General features: G+C 72.2%; 13 protein-coding genes. 8 read left to right on the top strand and 5 right to left on the bottom strand.

The window, feature by feature from the left end; genetic code table 11:
• Window positions 1–3 precede the first annotated feature (3 nt).
• The 5 genes from KIK05_RS02900 to KIK05_RS02880 are packed head-to-tail and all read left to right on the top strand — an operon-like array spanning window position 4 to window position 6409.
• Window positions 4–1566 (top strand): FGGY family carbohydrate kinase, encoded by a 1563-nt coding sequence (locus tag KIK05_RS02900; protein ID WP_214408912.1) that lies wholly within the window; start codon window positions 4–6, stop codon window positions 1564–1566.
• Window positions 1563–3236: a glycerol-3-phosphate dehydrogenase/oxidase gene (locus KIK05_RS02895; protein ID WP_214408911.1), complete on the top strand. Its 1674-nt coding sequence runs from the start codon at window positions 1563–1565 to the stop codon at window positions 3234–3236. Before KIK05_RS02900 ends, KIK05_RS02895 begins: the two co-directional genes overlap by 4 nt.
• Complete coding sequence (locus KIK05_RS02890) at window positions 3233–4789, top strand: FAD-binding oxidoreductase (protein ID WP_214408910.1); 1557 nt, start codon at window positions 3233–3235, stop codon at window positions 4787–4789. The genes KIK05_RS02895 and KIK05_RS02890 overlap by 4 nt, the downstream gene beginning before the upstream one ends.
• 22 nt (window positions 4790–4811) lie before the next feature.
• On the top strand, window positions 4812–5423 hold the full coding sequence (locus KIK05_RS02885) for a glycerol-3-phosphate responsive antiterminator (RefSeq protein WP_214408909.1): 612 nt from the start codon (window positions 4812–4814) through the stop codon (window positions 5421–5423).
• A 20-nt stretch (window positions 5424–5443) separates the two neighbouring features.
• Window positions 5444–6409, top strand: a complete 966-nt coding sequence (locus tag KIK05_RS02880; RefSeq protein ID WP_214408908.1) for a DMT family transporter — start codon at window positions 5444–5446, stop codon at window positions 6407–6409.
• On the opposite strand, the gene KIK05_RS02875 is transcribed toward KIK05_RS02880, so the two are convergent.
• Entirely contained in the window at window positions 6383–7309 is a 927-nt protein-coding gene (locus KIK05_RS02875; RefSeq protein WP_214408907.1) for an SRPBCC family protein, read from the bottom strand. The genes KIK05_RS02880 and KIK05_RS02875 overlap by 27 nt on opposite strands.
• 310 nt (window positions 7310–7619) lie before the next feature.
• Here KIK05_RS02875 and KIK05_RS02870 point away from each other — a divergent pair, with 310 nt between their 5' ends.
• On the top strand, window positions 7620–10016 hold the full coding sequence (locus tag KIK05_RS02870) for a ricin-type beta-trefoil lectin domain protein (protein WP_214408906.1): 2397 nt from the start codon (window positions 7620–7622) through the stop codon (window positions 10014–10016).
• Between the two features lie 404 nt (window positions 10017–10420).
• Here the strand turns inward: KIK05_RS02870 and KIK05_RS02865 are convergent, their stop codons facing one another.
• Window positions 10421–11800, bottom strand: coding sequence for an NUDIX hydrolase (locus KIK05_RS02865; protein WP_250562101.1), 1380 nt, complete (start codon window positions 11798–11800; stop codon window positions 10421–10423).
• A gap of 136 nt (window positions 11801–11936) precedes the next feature.
• Here KIK05_RS02865 and KIK05_RS02860 point away from each other — a divergent pair, with 136 nt between their 5' ends.
• Window positions 11937–12881, top strand: a complete 945-nt coding sequence (locus tag KIK05_RS02860; RefSeq protein WP_214408905.1) for an aldo/keto reductase — start codon at window positions 11937–11939, stop codon at window positions 12879–12881.
• A gap of 82 nt (window positions 12882–12963) precedes the next feature.
• On the top strand, window positions 12964–14793 hold the full coding sequence (locus KIK05_RS02855; RefSeq protein ID WP_214408904.1) for a glycoside hydrolase family 15 protein: 1830 nt from the start codon (window positions 12964–12966) through the stop codon (window positions 14791–14793).
• A gap of 10 nt (window positions 14794–14803) precedes the next feature.
• On the opposite strand, the gene KIK05_RS02850 is transcribed toward KIK05_RS02855, so the two are convergent.
• The 3 genes from KIK05_RS02850 to KIK05_RS02840 are packed head-to-tail and all read right to left on the bottom strand — an operon-like array spanning window position 14804 to window position 18623.
• Window positions 14804–15736 carry an FAD binding domain-containing protein gene (locus tag KIK05_RS02850; protein WP_214408903.1) on the bottom strand — a complete coding sequence of 311 codons (933 nt, stop codon included), beginning with the start codon at window positions 15734–15736 and terminating at the stop codon, window positions 14804–14806.
• Entirely contained in the window at window positions 15733–18138 is a 2406-nt protein-coding gene (locus KIK05_RS02845) for a xanthine dehydrogenase family protein molybdopterin-binding subunit (RefSeq protein ID WP_214408902.1), read from the bottom strand. The genes KIK05_RS02850 and KIK05_RS02845 overlap by 4 nt, the downstream gene beginning before the upstream one ends.
• Window positions 18135–18623: a (2Fe-2S)-binding protein gene (locus tag KIK05_RS02840; protein ID WP_214408901.1), complete on the bottom strand. Its 489-nt coding sequence runs from the start codon at window positions 18621–18623 to the stop codon at window positions 18135–18137. The genes KIK05_RS02845 and KIK05_RS02840 overlap by 4 nt, the downstream gene beginning before the upstream one ends.
• Between the last annotated feature and the right edge of the window lie 98 nt (window positions 18624–18721).

Raw genomic sequence — 18721 nt, 5'->3', positions numbered from 1 at the left:
CGGATGACCAGGGAACGCCGTCGCGGCGTGCTCAGCATCGATGAGGGCACCACGGGCACCCGTGCCGCCGTCGTCCTGGACGACGGCGGGGCGGCGCCCGCAGCGTACCTGCCCATCTCGGTCGGCTCGCCGGACCACCTGCGCGTCGAACAGGACGCGACGGAGATCTGGGTGAACACCGTCCGGGTCTGCCGGGAGGCGCTGGAGTGGGCCGCCGCGCACCGGGTGGAGATCACCGGAATGTCGATCTCCACCCAGCGGGCCACCGTCCTGCTGTGGGACACCGTCACCGGCACCCCGCTCACCCAAGCCGTGGTCTGGCAGGACCGCCGGTACGCCCGGCGGCTGCCGGAGTGGGAGAAGGAGTGGGACGAGCACCTCATCGAGCACACCGGACGGCCGGTCGGCTCCCGGGCGCCGCTGCTGTGGGCCGCCGAGGAGATCGCCCGCAACCCGGCCGCCGGCCGGGCCCACGCCGCGGGCAGGCTGGCGTTCGGCTCGATCGACTCCTGGCTGGTCTGGAAGCTCACCGGGGGAGCGAGGCACGTCACCTCCGCCACCAACGCCGTCGCCGTGGGCGCCTACGACCTGCGCACGGGGGACTGGCACGAGCCCTGGGTGGAGTTCCTCGGCTGCCCCCGCGACGTCCTGCCGCTGATCGTCGACGAGGACGGCGACTTCGGCGCCGCCGACCCCTCGATCCTCGGCACGCGGCTGCCCATCCTGTCGGTCATGGGCGACCAGCACGCCGCGATGATCGCGCTCGGCGCCCACCGGCCGGGCCAGGCCACCTGCGTGCACGGGACCGGCACCTTCCTCGACGCGGTCGCGGGCGAGCGGCCGCCCGCCCCCCGCCGTCCGGTGCCCGGCGTGCTGACCCTGGTCGGCTGGCGGTCACGCGGGGTGCCGGTGTTCAGCCTGGAGGGGTTCGCCGCGACGACCGGCTCGGCCATGCGCTGGCTGTGCGAGGAGATCGGGCTGTTCGAGTCGCCGAGCCGCCTGGCCGAACTCGCCCGCGAGCACACCGGGCCCGCCCGGGTGAGGTTCGTGCCCGCCCTGGCGGGACTGCGCACCCCCGTCTGGTCCCCGGAGGCCACCGGCGTGCTCACCGGCCTCAGCCTGTCCACCACCCGGGCGGAACTGGCCCGCGGCATCCTCGAAGGCTTCGCCCACTCGGTGTGCGACCTGCTGGAAGGCCTGGAGGAGGTCATGGAACGGCCGGTCGGGGAGCTGTTCTGCGGCGGCGGGCTCGCCACCAGCGACGTCCTGATGGCCGCCCAGGCGGACCTGGCCGGCCGGCCGGTGCGGCGGGCCTGCGGCCACGAGACGGCGAGCCTGCGGGGCACCGCCTACCTGGGGGGCGTGCGGGCCGGGCTCTGGCCGAGCGTCTCGGCGGCCGTCGCGGCCCTCCCGCCGGGGCGCGTCTTCGAACCCACCTTGTCCGACGCCGAGCGGCAGGACGCCCGCGCCGAGTGGCGCGACCTGCTGGCCCGCCACGTCACCCGCCCACCGGGACACGGGCCGCGCGGCACACAACCACAGTCACAGGAGGAATCACCGTCGTGATCCGGCTTCCCGAACGAAAGACGAGGTCAGAGACGAGGAGCGCCATCAGGCGGACGCCGCTGACCCTCGACCGGCAGGAGCAGATCGAACGGCTGGCCTCCCGCCCGGTGGACGTCCTCGTCGTCGGAGGCGGCGTGACCGGCTGCTACACCGCGCTGGACGCCGTCACCCGTGGCCTGAGCGTGGCGCTGGTGGAACGCGACGACTTCGCCTCGGGCACCTCCTCCAAGTCGTCGAAGATGGTGCACGGCGGGCTCCGGTACATCGAGCAGGGCAACCTGCCACTGGTCCGGCGCTCGCTGCTGGAGCGGCAGCGGTTCCGCCGCAACGCGCCGCACCTGGTGCAGCGGCTGCCGTTCGTCTTCCCCGTGCTCGCCCAGGACGGCGTCTTCGACGCGCGCATCGCCAAGGCGTTCGAGGGCCTGCTGTGGACCTACGACCTCGCCGGAGGATGGCGCATCGGCAGGCTGCACCAGCGGCTCACCGTGCCCGAGGTCCTGGCCCGCGCCCCCCGGCTGCGCGCCGACCGGCTCAAGGGCGGCCTGCTCTACTACGACAGCCGCACCGACGACGCGCGCCTCACCCTGACCATCGCCCGGACCGCCGCGCACTTCGGGGCGACCGTGCTCAACGGCGCGGCCTGCCGCGGCCTCGTCCACGAGGGCGGCAGGGTCCGCGGCGCGACCGTCGAGGTCGACGGCCGCGACATCGACGTGCGGGCGGGCGTGGTGATCAACGCGACCGGGGTGTGGTCGGACGGGCTCGACGCGCTGTCGGACCCCGGTCACCGTCCGCGGATCCGGCCCGCCAAGGGCGTGCACATCGTGGTGCCGTGGACGCGGCTGCCCGTCGACGGCACCGTCACCGTGCCGGTGCCGGGCCGGGCCCGCCGGGCGACCTGCACCCGCTGGGGGGACGTGGTGGTGGTCGGCACGACCGACACCGACTACGACGGCTCCCTGGACGAAGTGCTGTGCACCCGCGAGGAGATGGAGTATCTCCTCGACGGGGCGAACACCGCGTTCGACGCCGACCTCACCCCCGCGGACGTGGTCGGCTCGATCGCCGGGCTCCGTCCCCTGGTGGGCGGCAAGGAGGGCGCCACGCTCGACATGAGCCGCGACCACCGCATCTCGACCGACGAGCACGGGTTGGTCACCGTCACCGGCGGCAAGCTCACCACCAGCCGGCACATGGGCGAGCTCGTGGTCGACGAGGCGCTGAAGGTGCTCGGCCGCCGCGCCCGCTGCCGTACCGCCGGCCTCCCGCTGCTGGGGGGCGCCGGCTACGACGCGGAGGCCAGCTCGGCGACCGGCGGGCTCGGCGCCCACCTGGGCGAGCGGTACGGCACCGAGGCGAGGTTCGTGGCACGGCTCTTCGACGAAGATCCCTCGCTTGCCGAGCCGATCGTCGAGGGCGCCGGGTACCTGCGGGCCGAGGTCGTCTACGCGGCCCGGTGCGAGCTGGCGCGCAGCGTGGACGACGTGCTGTCCCGCCGCACCCGGATGCGGGTGTTCGCCCGGGACCTGTCGGTGAAGGCGGCCCCGGAGGTCGGCCGGCTGCTGCGACGAGAGCTGGGCCTGGCAAAGGAGGAGGTCGCCCGGCAGGTGGACGACTACATCGCCGGTGTCGAGCGCGAGAAGACCGTACTGATGGAGGGACTTTCATGATCAGCAGGCAGACCATCACCCACCCCTTCAACCGGGGCGACTACGTCGTCGGCGCGCCCACCCCGCCGCGCTGGGCCGCCGACTGCCCGCCCGGGGACGGGAAGGCCAGTCTGCAGAGCCTCGTGGTCGAGGTTCCCGAGGCCGTCGTCGCCGAGCTGCGCGCGGTGGCCGCCGCCGTCCACACCGACCGCGACGAGGTGGTCAGGCGCACCCGCGACTGGTGGGCGGGCACGTCCATCGGCGAGACGGACGGCGAGCCGGCGACCCCGGACGCCGTGATCGTCGAGGCGGCCGACGAGGAGCAGGTGGCGGCCGTGGTCCGCCTCTGCCGGGCGCACGGCATCCCCCTGACGGTCTCGGCCGGTCGCAGCAACGTGCTGGGCGCCGCCCTGCCGGTGTTCGGCGGGGTCGTGCTGGACGTCTGCCGGCTCAACCGGATCCTCTCCTTCGACGCCGAGTCGATGATCGTCGAGGTGCAGGCGGGCATGTTCGGCGACCTGTTCGAGAAGGAGCTCCAGGAGGTGCACGGCGCGACCACCGGGCACTGGCCGTCGGCCTTCGCCATCTCCACGGTCGGCGGCTGGGCGGCCTGCCGCGGCGCCGGTCAGCTGTCCACCCGGTACGGCAAGATCGAGGACATGGTCGTCGGGCTGGACGTGGTCCTTCCCGACGGGACCACGGCGAGCTACGGCACCTACCCCCGCGCCGCCGTCGGCCCGGACCTGCGGCAACTGTTCATCGGCTCCGAAGGCACCCTCGGCGTGATCACGCGGCTGCGCCTGCGCACCCACCGCCTGCCCTCCTACGCGGCGGGCCTCGCCTACGGGTTCGACACCTTCGCCGCCGGCCTGGACGCCTGCCGCGAGATCCTCCAGCGTGGCGCGACCCCCGCCGTGCTGCGCCTGTACGACGCGCACGAGAGCGGCACCCACTTCGGCGTGCCCGGCACCAACGTGCTGCTCATCGCCGACGAGGGGGACCCGGCGCTGGTCGACGCCACCATGGCCGTCGTCGCGGACGTCTGCGGCGGGCGGGCTCCGGTGACCCTCGACGGGGACGCGGTCCTCGCCCGCTGGCTGGACGAGCGGATGCTGGTCGGCAAGTCCGGCGACGGTTTCGCCAAGGGCCCCGGTTTCGTCGCCGACACGTGCGAGATCGCCGCGCCCTGGTCGTCACTGCCGGCGATCTACGAGGAGGTGGTGGCCGCCATCGAGGCCGTCCCGGGGACGCTGCGCGCCTCCGCGCACCAGTCGCACGCCTACACCGACGGGGCGTGCCTGTACTTCTCGCTGCGCGGGGACGTGGAACGCGGCCGCCGCCGCGAGTGGTACCGGGCCGCGTGGGACGCCGCGAACGAGGTGCTCATCCGGCACGGCGCCGCGATCAGCCATCACCACGGCGTCGGGCTGCTGCGCTCGCCGTACGTCGAGCGGTCGCTCGGCAGCGGCTTCGGCACGCTGGTGGCGGTCAAGGAGGCTCTGGACCCGGCCGGGATCATGAATCCCGGGAAGCTGGGCCTGCCGAGCCGTTTCGACGCCCGCGCGGCCAGCTGATAGCCCTACATAAGGTGTATCGGTGACTTCTCGCCCCAAACGCCCCGTCGATCGACGCCTGCTGGCCGCGCTGGCCGAATACCCCGTCATGGCGTCACTGGTCGGCGTGGCGATGGCGGAGCGGTTCACCACCACCGCCACCCCGCTCGGCATCCTCGCCTCGGTCCCGCTCGGCGACCTGACCGCGACGGTGCGGCGTACCGTCGCCGCGGGAAAGATCGTGTTCGTCAACATGGACTCGACACCGGGCCTGGGACACGACCCCGGCGCCCTGACCTTCCTGAAAGGGATCGGGGCGATCGGGATCTGCTCCACCCGCGCGGCGATCGTCGAACGGGCGAACGGACTGGGCCTGCTGGCCATGCAGAAGGTGTTCGTGACCGACCGCTCCAACCTGCAGCGCAGCATCCAGTCCATCGCCCGGTCGCAGCCGGACCTGGTCCAGCTCATGCCCGCGGTCGTGCTGCGCTACGTGGAGCGGCACGCCAGGGACCTCGGCGTGCCGTACCTCGCCGCCGGATTCGTCCAGGCCGAGGCGGACGTGTCCGAGGCGCTCCGGCACGGCGCGGCGGGAGTCTGCACCTCCGACGAGAATCTGTGGGAGCTGCGCCGCGCGGCGCTGCGCGGCTCCTGAGAACCCCTGGAAGGACCCCCATGACGCCGGCGGAGCCGGACCTGTCCACCTCGACTCCCGGACCACCGCCCCGGTCCGGTTCCGCGGCGCAGGAGCGTGCGGGAAGGCCGCGCGCCGGTGGCGGGCGCCTGACGGCGCTCGGGCCACCGGTGTTCGTCGTCCTCTGGAGCAGCGCCTTCATCGCCGGCATCCCCGGCGTCAGGGTGGCGCCGCCGCTGCTGCTGATGTTCGCCCGTTTCGCCCTGGCCGGGGTGCTGCTCGCCGGGTACGCCCTGGTCACCCGCGCCCCCTGGCCACGCGGCCGGGCGCTGGCGCACATCGCCGTGTCCGGCCTGCTGATCCAGGCCGTCCAGTTCGGCGCCTTCTACTCCGCCCTCGGCATGGGCTTCCCGGCGGCCGTCGTCTCCCTCGTGCAGGGACTCAACCCCGTCGTCATCGCGCTGGCCGCGCGGTTCCTCGGGGAGAGGGTCACCCGGCGGCAGTGGCTCGGCTTCGCCCTCGGCGCGTCCGGCGTGATCCTCGCGGTCGCCGACCGGGTGAGCCTCTCCGGCTGGGGAGTGGCGCTGTGCCTGGCCGGGCTGGCCGGGTTGAGCGCCGGCACGCTCTACCAGAAGCGTTACGTCGAGAAGATGGACGTCCGCACGGGAACGGCGGTCCAGCTGCTCGTCAGCGCCCCGGCGGTCGGGCTGGCCTGCGTGGCGGTCGAGACCCCGCGCGTGTCGGACTGGGCGACGTTCGGCGCGTCGGTGGGATGGATGGTGCTGGTGAACTCGATCGCGGCGTTCATCCTGCTCAACAAGATGCTGCTCCGCTCCTCCGCCAGCCGGGTGAGCACGGTGTTCTTCCTGACCCCCTCGGTGACGGCCCTGCTGGCCTGGCTGCTCGCCGCCCAGTCGCTGCACCCGCTCGCCGTCGCCGGCCTCGTCCTCGGCGGCGCCGGGGTCCTGCTCGCCGGGACGTCAGCGGCGCGCGAGGACCCGGCGTAGCAGCCAGCCGAGGAAGACCACGACGGCGAGGGCGCCGGCCACCGGGACCAGCCGCTTCAGCAGCGGCACTCCGGCGATCTCCAGCAGGTCGAGGGCCTCCTCCTCGCCGCGCGAGACGGGAGCCGTCCCGGCGGGGTGCGCCTCGCGACCCGCGGCCTGCTCGGCGTACGCGGCGTCGTAGGAGTCGGGGACGGCGGTGAGATGACGCCCGGCCGGTGAGGCCGAGGGCTCCTCGGCGGAGGGGACCGGCTCCGGGACGCTCCTGGCGGCCGGCGCCTCGAACGCGGCCGCCGCCTCGAACTCCGCCGTGGCGGGTGCCTCGCCCGGCGTGCCGGCGGTGAGCTCGTCCAACGGGCTGGCGACGGGCTGGTTGAACGGCGTGACGGCCGGCTCCTCGGTCAGCGGCGGGGCCGCCCCCTCCGCCAGGGCCGCCGCGCTCAGCTCGTCGGGCGTCTCCCGCAGCAGCGCCGCGAGGTTGGCGGCGAACCGGTCGATGAGCTTGGCGCCGACCTCGGCCATGACCCCCCGGCCGAACTGCGCCGGGCGTCCGGTCACGTTGAACGACGTGTGGACGGTGACCTTGGTCTGGGCGCCCTCCCCGGCCAGCGAGGCGTTGACGACGGCGCTCGCGGTGCCGGTGCCGCGCGCCTCCTTGCCCGACGCCTTGAGGCTGAGGGAGTGGCCGTCCTTGTCGACCGACTGGAACGACGCCTCGCCCCGGTAGGTCACGGTGATCGGGCCGACCTTGACCTTCATCCGGCCGGTGAAGACGTCGCCGTCCACGGTGTCGAGCGTCGCCCCCGGCAGGCACGGCGCCACCCGCTCGACATCGAGAAGCACCGACCACGCCTGCTCGATCGGCACGGGGACGGTGAACTCGTGCTCGAACCGCATCGTCATCGAACCGCTCCTCTTCCAGGACCGGCGCCCAGCCGAGCCGACGGCCGCGCGGCCCTTGTCGTACTTGCGACATTATGACCGCTCAAGGCCTCTCGCTACCCTGCCGCGTGCCCGGTACGCGGGGTGCGGGTGAAAGTTACAGGTGATCAAGGGGTGGACTCCGGCGTCCGCTGGTCCTCCGTCCGCGCGGCCGGGGGCCCTTGACGGGGACGCGACAAGCGCTCAAGATCCGAAGTCAGGGATGCTCATTGTTGTTCGATCAAGTGTGATTCTGACGGGATCGGGTGAGCCTGACCGGAAGGACCCCCCTATGAGCCGGCGAAGAGAGCGGATCGGAGCGGGTGTGGCACTCGCCTTGGCCGCGTTGCTGACCACCGCGATGTCCCTCATCGGCGTCTCGTCCGCCCACGCGGCCGTGGCGATCACGATCAACGGCGGATCGGGGGGCCGCGTCCTCGACGGCGTCGGCGCCATCAGCGGGGGAGGGGGTAACAGCCGCCTGCTCATCGACTACCCCGAACCACAGCGGAGCCAGGTCCTCGACTACCTCTTCAAGCCAGGGTACGGCGCGGCCGTGCAGATCCTGAAAGTCGAGATCGGCGGCGACACCGACTCCACCAGCGGCGCCGAGCCCAGCCACCGGCACACCTCCGGCGACCTGGACTGCGGCCGCGGGTACGAGTGGTGGCTGATGGAGCAGGCCAAGGCCCGCAACCCGAACATCAAGCTGGCGGGCCTGTCCTGGGGCGCGCCCGGCTGGCTCGGCAACGGGAACTTCTGGTCCCAGGACACCATCGACTACCTGATCGCCTGGCTGGGCTGCGCGAAGAACAGCCACGGGCTGACGATCGACTACCTGGGCGGCTGGAACGAGAAGGGCCGCAACCTGAACTGGTTCGTCGACCTCAACGCGGCGCTGGACGCCAAGGGCTTCGGCAACGTCAAGATCGTCGCGTCCGACGACTCCAGCGGCTGGGGCGTGGCCGACGACGCGGTGAACAACAGCGCCTTCCGCAACGCCGTCGACATCCTCGGCACCCACTACGTCTGCGGCTACCGCGGCTCCCAGTCGCAGTGCCCCAGCTCGGCGAACGCCCTCAACTCCGGCAAGACCCTCTGGGCCAGCGAGAACGGCTCCGACGACTACAACGACGGGGCCAAGGCCCTCGCCCGGGGCATCAACCGGGACTACATCGACGGAAAGATGACGGCCTACCTCAACTGGCCGATCATCGCGGCCATCCCGGCCAACATCCCGTACGCCACCATGGGCGTCGCCGTGGCGCCCGAGCCCTGGTCGGGCTTCTACTCCCTCGGCAAGAACGCCTGGGTCATGGCCCACACCACCCAGTTCACCACTCCGGGCTGGCGCTACCTGGACGGCTCCAGCGGCTACATCGGCGGCGACCGCGCCAACGGCAGCTACGTCTCCCTGCGGTCCCCCGGCGGCTCCGACTACAGCACGATCATCGAGACGATGGACGCCACGGCCGCGCAGACCCTGACGTTCACCGTCACCGGAGGCCTGTCCACCGGCACCGTCCACGTCTGGGCGACCGACGTCGACTCCGGCGACCCGGCCGACTACTTCGTCCACACCGGCGACGTCACGCCATCGGGCGGGACGTTCTCGCTGACGGTCCAGCCCGGGCACGTCTACAGCCTCACCACGACCACCGGCCAGGGGAAGGGCGGCGCGACCAGCCCACCCCGAGCGGCGCTGCCGCTGCCCTACTCCGACACGTTCGACTCCTACGCCGTGGGACGCGAGGCGCGCTACCTCATGGACCAGCAGGGGGCGTTCGAGGTGGTCGCGTGCGGCGGCGGCCGGTCCGGGCGGTGCGTGCGGCAGATGACCCCACGCGAACCGATCCGCTGGGACGGCGCCTCCGACCCGTACGCCCTGCTCGGCGACCTGAGCTGGAACAGCTACACGGTCTCGGCGGACGTCCTGCTGGAGCAGAGCGGCTACGCCGAGCTGATCGGCCGCGCCGGTACCCAGCACGCCTTCGGCCCCGCCGGGCTGAACGCCTACTACCTGCGGGTCGGCGACGGCGGGGCGTGGCAGATCCTGCGCAACAACGTCGACAACGCGATGACCACCATCCGCAGCGGCACCGTCGCCGCCCTCGGCACCAACCGCTGGCACACCCTCGCGCTCGGCTTCTCCGGCAACACGATCACCGCCTCGATCGACGGCACCCAGGTGGGCTCGGTCACCGACGGCACCTGGCAGGCCGGGCAGGCCGGCCTGGGCACCGGCATGACCGAGACGGCCCAGTTCGACAACCTGAAGATCACCCCAGGTCAGGGAGGCGGCAGTGTCGGCGTGCTGCGCGGCCTGGCCTCGGGGCGCTGCGTCGACGTGCCGAACCAGACACAGGTGAACGGCACGCAGGTGGCCCTCTGGGACTGCAACGGCGGCGCCAACCAGCAGTGGACGCTCACCTCGTCCAAACAGCTCCAGGTGTACGGCACCAAGTGCCTGGACGCCGAGGGCGGCGGCACCGGCGCCGGCACCAGGGTCATCATCTGGGACTGCAACGGCGGCGCCAACCAGCAGTGGAACCTCAACCCCGACGGCACGGTGACCGGCGTCCAGTCCGGCCTCTGCCTCGACGCCAACGGCGCCGCCACCACCAACAGCACCCCGATCATCCTCTGGCAGTGCACCAACGCCCCCAACCAAAAATGGACCCGCACCTGACCCCTCGCACCCCCTGACGGCACCCCATCCCGCCCGGACGGTCCGGGTGGGATGGGGTGCCGTGATCGGGCCTGGTTCTCCCGTGTTCGTGGGGGGATTCGGTGTCGTGTCGGGTCCGGTTCTCTCCTGTTCGTCGGGATGTGGTGGCTGTTGGATCGGTGCCGTGTCGGGCCTGGTTCTCCCGTGTTCGTGGGGGATTCGGTTGCCGTGTCGGGTCCGGTTCTCTCCTGTTCGTCGGGATGTGGTGGGTGTTGGATCGATGCCGCGTCGGGCCTGGTTCTCCCCTGCCGGCCGCTGTGTAATGGGTTTCGATCGGGCGCCGCGTCGGCGGGATGTGGTGCGGCGATGTCGGCGCCGTTGTGCGGCGGGGTGCCTGGTGAACACTCGTTGGTACCGCGTGAGCGTCACCGGATTCGCGTGATCAGTTCGCGGTCGAGGTGGGACAGGTGGGAACCGTCGACGTCCGTGAGGGCGAGGAGGCGTTCGCCCCTGCGGGCGTCGGGAGTCCGGGTGAGCGGGGCGGCGAAGGTGAGGCGGCGGCCCGTGACGCCGGACGGCGAGACGTAGTCGGCCGCGCCGAGGAACCGCGCCTCGCCGGCGGTCTCCTCCGCGCCGAGGAACCGCGCCTCGCCGGCGGCCTTCTTCGTTCCGAGCGCTACCTCGCCGGATGCCGTATCGCCCTGCGTCTCCTCGCCGGATGCCACATGGCCCTGCGCTGCCATGCCGGACGCCAAGCGGGACACGGCCTCCCCGAGGCCCTCGCCGGGCCGTACCGGGGTGGACGGGAGGCGGTCGGTTTCGGTGTCCGAGATCACGAGTACGGCGTCGTCCCGGTGCCCCGCCAGGCAGATCGTCACCTCGGGGTACCCGGCCCGCGCCGCCTCGGCGTCCAGGTCGGCGGCGGTCGGTTCGTCCCAGCCGTGCAGTGAGAAGGGCACCCCCCGGCGTACCGCCTCGATGCCCGCGCGGGCGTACGGCACGGTGCGCTCGGGCAGCCGGTCCATCGGGAACCAGCCCAGCTCGGCGCACTTGTGCGGCTCGGCGTTCACGGGGCTCCCGGTCACCGTCCCAGCCGTCAGGAACAGCCCGATCCGCGCGGTGCCGCCCGGATTGCGGTGGTGCATGACGTGGACCACCTCGCATCCGGCGACCTCGATCCCCAGCTCCTCCCTCGCCTCCCTGACGGCGGTCCCGATGACGGACTCCCCTTCTTCCAGATGCCCCGACGGCATGATCTGCCACTCGCCGTCGGCGTAGCCCGTGCCCTGGCGGTGGCCGAGCAGTACGCGGCCCTCGTCCAGCAGCAGGAGGTGGACGTCGACCACCGGCCGGTAGCGGCCGGGCGCGTAGGTCGCGGTGTCGAGCAGCGCGGGCAGTGCCGGGCCCGCGTCGGCGACGAACTCCCGCAGCTCGGTGGGCACGAGGTTCAGCTCGCGGATCTTGTCCGGGCGGACACGCTGGATCTCGTGGGTCCCGTTCCCGGGATCCAGGAACTCCGGCCCGCTGCGGCGCGACAGGTCCATCGCGACGAGCCGGCAGGCGTACACCGTCGTCACCGCGCCCGGTTCCGCGAGCGTGAACACCCGCAGCGCCGGCCCGGCGAGGGCGCCCAGCTCCTCGTCCAGCTCGCGGCGCAGGGCCTGCTCCAGCGAACCGTCCCCGGGCTCCACCCCGCCGCCCGGGGTGATCCAGTACGGTTCCCGTCCCGGCCGTAGCCGCTTGAACAGGATGATCTCGTCCCCGTCGAACAGGAGGGCCCGGACGCTGTGCCGCACTGAGGTCATGCCCGTCATCCTGCTCCATCCGCCCGCCCGCGTAGGGGCGATCCGCCTGCCGTCCCGTCCGGAACCCTTAATACGGTGAGGGGAAGGACATGCCGAACACTTTTCGTGTGACCGCTGATATCGGAAGGCAGATGACATGACGGACATGAAGTACCGCAGGCTGGGGAACTCGGGGCTGGTCGTCTCGGCCCTCGGCCTGGGCGCCAACAACTTCGGGCGCAGGATCGACCTCGAGGCCACCCGCGCCGTCGTGGACACGGCGCTCGACCTCGGAGTCACCTTGATCGACACGGCCGACATCTACGGCGAGTCGGAGACGTACCTCGGCGAGGTGCTGCAGGGCCGCCGCGACCAGGTGGTGCTGGCGACCAAGTTCGGTGGCGACGTGCAGGGAGCGAACGGCCCGGACTGGGGTGCGCGCGGCTCCCGCCGGTACATCCGGAGGGCCGTGGAGCGGTCGCTGCGGCGCCTGCGGACGGACTGGATCGACCTGTACCAGCTCCACTTCCCCGACTCCTCGACGCCCATCGAAGAGACGTTGTCGACCTTGTCCGACCTGGTGCGCGAGGGCAAGGTCCGGTACGTCGGCTCGTCCAACTTCGCGGGATGGCAGGTCACGGACGCCGAATGGATCGCCCGCACCGAGGGGTACGAGCGTTTCGTCAGCGCGCAGAACGAGTACAGCCTGCTGGACCGGCGGGCCGAGCGGGAGCTGGTCCCCTCGCTGCTGCACCACGGGGTCGGGCTGCTGCCGTACTTCCCGCTGGCGAACGGGCTGCTCACGGGCAAGTACCGCCGGGGGGAGCAGGCCCCGGAGGGCACCCGGCTGTCGGGCCGCGCGGAGTACCTCACCGACGCGCGCTTCGATGTGGTGGAGAAGCTGGAGGACTTCGCCCGGCGGCACGGCGTGACCCTGCTCGACGTCGCGATCGGCGGCCTCCTCGCCCAGCCCGCCGTGTCGTCGGTGATCGCCGGTGCGACGCGCCCCGAGCAGGTCAAGGCCAACGCCGCGGCGGCCGCCTGGATCCCCGACGAGCAGACCCTCACCGAACTCGACCGGCTCGCGCCCCGCCCGAACTGATGAGGTGGGCGGTGTGATGTGCCCGGGGGGCCTGGGCGGGGGCGGTGGGGTGGGGGCGTAGCGTCGGTTGGGGGAGGCTGACATGGGCACCAGTGAGATCGGCCGTCCGGACGGCTCTCGATACCTGCCCATCGCCGAGCACGGACTGATCGGTGACCTGCGCACCGTCGCGCTCGTCGGGTCCAACGGCACGATCGACTGGTACTGCTGCCCGCGCTTCGACTCTCCCAGCGTGTTCGGCTCGATCCTGGACGCGGACCGGGGCGGGTCGTTCGAGCTCGCCCCCAGCGTCCAGGCGAAGGCCAGGCAGTTCTACTTCCCCGACACCAACGTGCTGATCACGCGGTTCTCCGCCCTGGACGGGGTGGGGGAGGTCCAGGACTTCATGCCGGTCGTGGACGGGTCACGCGAGGTCGACCGCCATCGGCTGATCCGCCGGGTGGTGTGCGTCCGCGGGACGCTGCCGTTCCGGGCCCGGATGGCGCCCCGCTTCGGCTACGGCGCCGAACCGCACACCGTGCGCCGCTGTGAGCGGCATGTGCTGTTCGAGTCGCCCTCGCAGGCCCTGACGCTGACCTCCACGTGTCCGCTGGAGATCGACGGTCTGGACGTGCGGTCGGAGTTCAAGCTCACCGAGGGCGAGACGGCGGTCTTCGCCGTCGACCGGGTGGACGGCTCCGTCGAGATGCGGTCGTGCCCGTTGGAGGAGGCGGAGCGGCAGTTCCACGCGACCGTCGCCTTCTGGCGGCGCTGGCTCGCCGCGTCGCGCTACCGGGGCCGCTGGCGGGAGATGGTCCACCGTTCGGCCCTGACGCTGAAGCTGCTCACCTACGCCCCGACGGGCGGCATCGTGGCCGCGCCGACGACCAGCCTTCCCGAGCAGCTCGGCGGCGAGCGCAACTGGGACTACCGCTACGTGTGGATCCGGGACGCCGCCTTCTGCGTGTACGCCCTGCTGCGGCTCGGCTTCACCGACGAGGCCGAGGCGTTCATGGACTTCCTCTCCGAGCACGTCGGGATGGGCGAGGAGTGCGCGTCGGGCCCGCTGCAGATCATGTACGGAATCGACGGGCGGCGCGAGCTGCCGGAGCGCGAGCTGCCGCATCTGGAGGGGTACGAGAGGTCGGCGCCGGTCCGCGTGGGGAACGGCGCCGTGGACCAGCTTCAGCTCGACATCTACGGCGCGCTGATCGACTCGATCTACCTGTTCGACAAGTGGGGCCGCCCGATCTCCAGCGACCGGTGGGACGAGGTGAGCACGCTGGTGGAATGGGTGTGCGACCACTGGGACCAGCCGGACGAGGGCATATGGGAGACGCGCGGCGGTCGCAAGGACTTCGTGTACTCCCGCCTGATGTGCTGGGTGGCGATCGAGCGGGCCATGCGGATGGCGATCCACCGCGGCCTGCCCGCCGACCTGGCCCGCTGGCGGCAGGCCCGGGACGCGATCTACCGCGAGATCATGCGCCGCGGCTGGTCGCCGCGGCTGCGGGCGTTCGTCCAGTACCTGGACGGCGACGTGCTGGACTCGTCGGTGCTGATGATGCCGCTGGCCAAGTTCGTCTCGCCGGTGGACCCCAAGTGGCTGTCCACTCTGGAGGCGCTGCGCCGGCAGCTGGTGTCGGACTCGCTGGTCTACCGCTACGACGGCAGCATGACCCCGGACGGGCTGAGCGGCGCGGAGGGCACCTTCTCGATCTGCTCGTTCTGGTACGTCGAGGCGCTGACCCGCGCCGGACGGCTGGACGACGCCCAGCTCGCGTTCGAGAAGATGCTCACCTATGCCAACCATCTCGGCCTGTACGCCGAGGAGGTCGGGCACACGGGGGAGCAGCTGGGCAACTTCCCCCAGGCCTTCACCCACCTCTCGCTGATCAGCGCCGCCTTCACCCTCGACCACGCCCTCGGCTGACGGCGGACCTCTACACGGCCGCGGCCGCGGCCGCGGCGGCCGCCAGGGCGCGGTGGGTGAGGACGCGGGCCAGGTGGCGGCGGTAGTCGGGGGTCCCGTTCAGGTCGGACGGCGGTGAGGTGCCCTCGGCGGCGGCTTCGGCGGCCTGACGGAGCGGGTCGCCGTGGCCGTTCCTCGAGCCGTTCCCGTTACCGGAGGTGCCGTACGGCCCGGTGTACGCGCCGAGGTCGGCGCCCCGGACGGCCTCCTCCACCCGCGTCGCCCGTACGGGGGTCGGCCCCATGTTGGTGAGCCCGACCCGTGCCTCCTGGACGCGCCGGCCGTCCTGCGACACCCGTGCCGCCGCCGCCACGCCCACGATGGCCCAGGCCTGGGCCGTACGGTGGAACTTCTCGTAGTGGAAGCCCCAGCCCTCGCCCAGCTTCGGCACCAGGACCGCCGCGAGGATCTCGCCGGGCTCCAGCGCGGTCTCCAGGTAGTCGACGAAGAACTCGCCCGCCGGGACGACCCGCTCTCCCCCGGCCGAACGGATCACGAACTCCATGCCGAGCGCCACGGCCACCGCCGGCAGGTCGCCCGCCGGGTCCGCGTGGGCCATCGACCCGCCGAACGTGCCCCGGTGCCGTACCGCGGGGTCCGCCACGGTCGCCGTCGCGAACGCCACCAGGGGGCACTCGGCGTTGACGATCGGCGAGCGCATCACCTCGTCGTGCGTGACGGCGGCCCCGATGCGGACGTGGCCGTCCTCGTCGCGGATGCCGTGCAGCTCCTCCAGCCGGCCCACGTCCACCAGCAGGCTCGGGTAGGCCAGCCGGAGGCGGAGCAGCGGCAGCAGCGACTGCCCGCCGGAGAGCACCTTGGCGTCCTCGCCGGCGTCCGCCAGCGCCCGCACCGCCTCCTCCAGGGAGGAGGGGCGGAGGTAGTCGAAGGATGCCGGGATCATGAGGAGCCTCCCTGGATGGCGCGCCACACCCGTTCGGGGGTGCAGGGCATCGGCACGTCGTGCACGCCGTACGGGCGGAGCGCGTCGACGATCGCGTTCACCACGGCGGGGGTGGAGGCGATCGTCCCGGCCTCGCCGACGCCCTTGACGCCGAGCGGGTTGGTGGTGGCCGGGGTCTCGGTCCGGTCGGTGACGAAGTCGGGCAGGTCGGCCGCCGAGGGCAGCAGGTAGTCCGCCATCGTGGTCGTCAGCAGGTTGCCCTCGGCGTCGTACACGGCCTCCTCGAACAGCGCCTGCGCGATGCCCTGGGCGAGTCCGCCGTGCACCTGCCCCTCGACGATCAGCGGGTTCACCACCTTGCCCACGTCGTCCACCGCCACGTACGACCTGATCTTCGTGGCCCCCGTCTCGGTGTCGACCTCGACGGCGCACAGGTGCGTCCCGTGCGGGAAGGAGAAGTTCTCCGGGTCGAACGTCGCGTCGGAGTCCAGGCTCGGCTCGACACCGGGCGGCAGGTCGTGGGCGGCGAACGTCGCCAGCGCGACCTCCTGGATGGTCCTGCCGGACGTGGTGCCGCGCACCCTGAAGGTGCCGCGGTCGAACTCGACGTCGTCCGGAGACGCCTCCAGCATGTGGGCGGCGATCCGCCGGGCCTTGTCCTTGACCTTCTCGCAGGCCCGCAGCACCGCGACCCCGCCCACGGCGAGCGAGCGGGAGCCGTAGGTGTCCATGCCCTTGTGGGAGGCGGCCGTGTCGCCGTGTAGGACCGCGACGTCCTCGAACGGCACGCTCAGCGCGTCGGCGACGATCTGGCTCCACGCCGTCTCGTGGCCCTGCCCGTGCGGGCTGGTGCCGGTGACGACCTCCACCTTGCCGGTGGGCAGCATGCGGACGTTGGCGTACTCCCAGCCGCCCGCGCCGTACGCCAGCGAGCCGAGCACGCGGCTCGGCGCGAGGCCGCACATCTCGGTGTAGGTGGAAATCCCGATGCCGAGCTGTACGGGATCACCCCGGTCGCGCCGGTCGGCCTGCTCGGCCCGGAGCTTGTCGTAGCCGAACAGGGCGAGCGCCTTCTCGGTCGCCGCCTCGTAGTTGCCGGAGTCGTAGGTGAGCCCGGCGATGGTGGTGTAGGGGAACTCCTCGTGGGCGATCCAGTTGCGCCGCCGCACCTCGACGGGGTCGAGGGACAGCTCGGCGGCCAGTTCGTCCATCAGGCGTTCGATCGCGAACGTCGCCTCCGGCCGGCCCGCGCCACGGTAGGCGTCGGTGGGCATCTTGGTGGTGAAGACGCCCGTGCAGGTGAAGTCGTAGGCGTCCATCTTGTAGATGCCGTTGTACATGAACGCGCCGAGGACCGGGACGCCCGGCGTGACCAGCATCAGGTAGGCGCCCATGTCGGCCAGGAGGTCCACCCGCAGGCCGCGGACACGGCCGTCGCGGCCGGCGGCCAGCGAGAGGCGCTGGAGCTGGTCGCGGCCGTGGTGCACGGTCAGGTTGCCCTCTGAGCGCGACTCGGTCCACTTGACCGGCCTGCCCAGCCGCCTGGTCAGCAGGAGGAGGATCACCTCCTCGGCGGTGACCTGCAGCTTCGAGCCGAACCCGCCACCGACGTCCGGGGCGATCACGCGCAGCTTGTGCTCGGGGATCCCCGTCACCTGGGCCAGCATGATCCGCAGGACGTGGGGGATCTGGGTGGCCGAGTGCAGCGTGAACTGCTCGCCGTCCGTCTGCGCGACGACGGCGCGCGGCTCCATGGCCGAGGGGATGAGCCGCTGCTGGACGTACGTCCGCTCGATCACCACCGGCGCGTCGCGGAAGGCCGCCTCCATGTCGCCCTGGGAGAACTTCCAGACGAACGCCCGGTTGCCGGCCTCGTGGACCTTGGGCGCGCCGTCCTTCAGGGCCTCGGTCATGTCGAGGACGGCCGGAAGGGGATCGTAGTCGATCTCGATGGCCTCCAGCGCGTCGCTCGCCCGGTACTTGTCGATCGCGACCACGCAGGCCACCGCCTCACCCGGATACCGCACCTCGTCCACCGCCATCGGCGGGTGGTCGGGGACGACGATGTCCTCGGTGACCGGCCAGGCGCACGGCAGGCTGCCCTGCTCATCCGCGAGATCCTTGCCGCTGAACGCCGCGACCACCCCGGGGCGGCGCAGCGCCCCGGAGACGTCCACCCGGGTGATCCGGGCGTGCGCCATCGGGCTGCGCAGGAACGCGACGTACAGCATGCCCGGTAGCTGCAGGTTGTCGGTCCAGTGGGTGCGGCCGGTGACCAGGCGGGCGTCCTCCTTGCGCCTGCGCGCCGCGCCGACCTCGTGCCGGCCCGGGGCGGGTTCGCCGAGCTGCCCGCCCTCGGCGATCCGCGCGGCGAGGAGGCCGGCGTCCAGCTCCTCGGTCACGCCGTCACCTCCCGGCCGCTGTCGCTCATGGTCTGCGCGGCGCGCCGTACCGCCCGGACGATGTTGCAGTAGCCGGTGCACCGGCACAGGTTGCCCTCCAGGCCGGCGCGGATGGCCTCGTCGGACGGGTCCGGGTCGTCCTTCAGCAGGTCGATGGCGGCCATGATCATGCCGGGGGTGCAGTAACCGCACTGGAGCGCGTGCTCCTCGTGGAAGGCCCGCTGCATCGGGTGCCACTCGCCGCCGGTGGCCAGGCCTTCGACGGTGACGATGTCGCTGCCGTCCGCCTGCACGGCGAGGACCGAGCAGCTCTTGGCGCTCCTGCCGTCGATCATGACGGTGCAGGCGCCGCAGTTGCCGGTGTCGCAGCCGATCGGGGTGCCGGTCTTGCCGAGACGGTCACGCAGCAGGTGGACGAGGAGGAGGCGGGGCTCGGCTTCTTCCTCGTAGGTGACGCCGTCGACGATGACGGTGATGCGGGCCATTCGTCCTCCAAGCGCGCAGGCCGGATTCCTCTGGTGCAAATGTGAAAGTACGCTCCTGAGATGCCGGGTCAACCCCTCCGACACGCTGCCACGGTCAG

The sequence above is a fragment of the Sphaerisporangium fuscum genome (genome assembly GCF_018531465.1).
Classification (GTDB): domain Bacteria; phylum Actinomycetota; class Actinomycetes; order Streptosporangiales; family Streptosporangiaceae; genus Sphaerisporangium; species Sphaerisporangium fuscum.
The sequence above is the reverse complement of the archived record's forward strand: the minus strand, read 5'-3'. Positions and strand labels throughout refer to the sequence as shown.

Coding starts and splice junctions, on each gene's coding strand:
- KIK05_RS02900 (WP_214408912.1), top strand. CDS start 4: ATGACCAGGGAACGCCGTCGCGGCGTGCTCAGCATCGATGAGGGCACC.
- KIK05_RS02890 (WP_214408910.1), top strand. CDS start 3,233: ATGATCAGCAGGCAGACCATCACCCACCCCTTCAACCGGGGCGACTAC.
- KIK05_RS02880 (WP_214408908.1), top strand. CDS start 5,444: ATGACGCCGGCGGAGCCGGACCTGTCCACCTCGACTCCCGGACCACCG.
- KIK05_RS02875 (WP_214408907.1), bottom strand. CDS start 7,309: ATGACGATGCGGTTCGAGCACGAGTTCACCGTCCCCGTGCCGATCGAG.
- KIK05_RS02870 (WP_214408906.1), top strand. CDS start 7,620: ATGAGCCGGCGAAGAGAGCGGATCGGAGCGGGTGTGGCACTCGCCTTG.
- KIK05_RS02865 (WP_250562101.1), bottom strand. CDS start 11,800: ATGACCTCAGTGCGGCACAGCGTCCGGGCCCTCCTGTTCGACGGGGAC.
- KIK05_RS02860 (WP_214408905.1), top strand. CDS start 11,937: ATGACGGACATGAAGTACCGCAGGCTGGGGAACTCGGGGCTGGTCGTC.
- KIK05_RS02855 (WP_214408904.1), top strand. CDS start 12,964: ATGGGCACCAGTGAGATCGGCCGTCCGGACGGCTCTCGATACCTGCCC.
- KIK05_RS02850 (WP_214408903.1), bottom strand. CDS start 15,736: ATGATCCCGGCATCCTTCGACTACCTCCGCCCCTCCTCCCTGGAGGAG.
- KIK05_RS02840 (WP_214408901.1), bottom strand. CDS start 18,623: ATGGCCCGCATCACCGTCATCGTCGACGGCGTCACCTACGAGGAAGAA.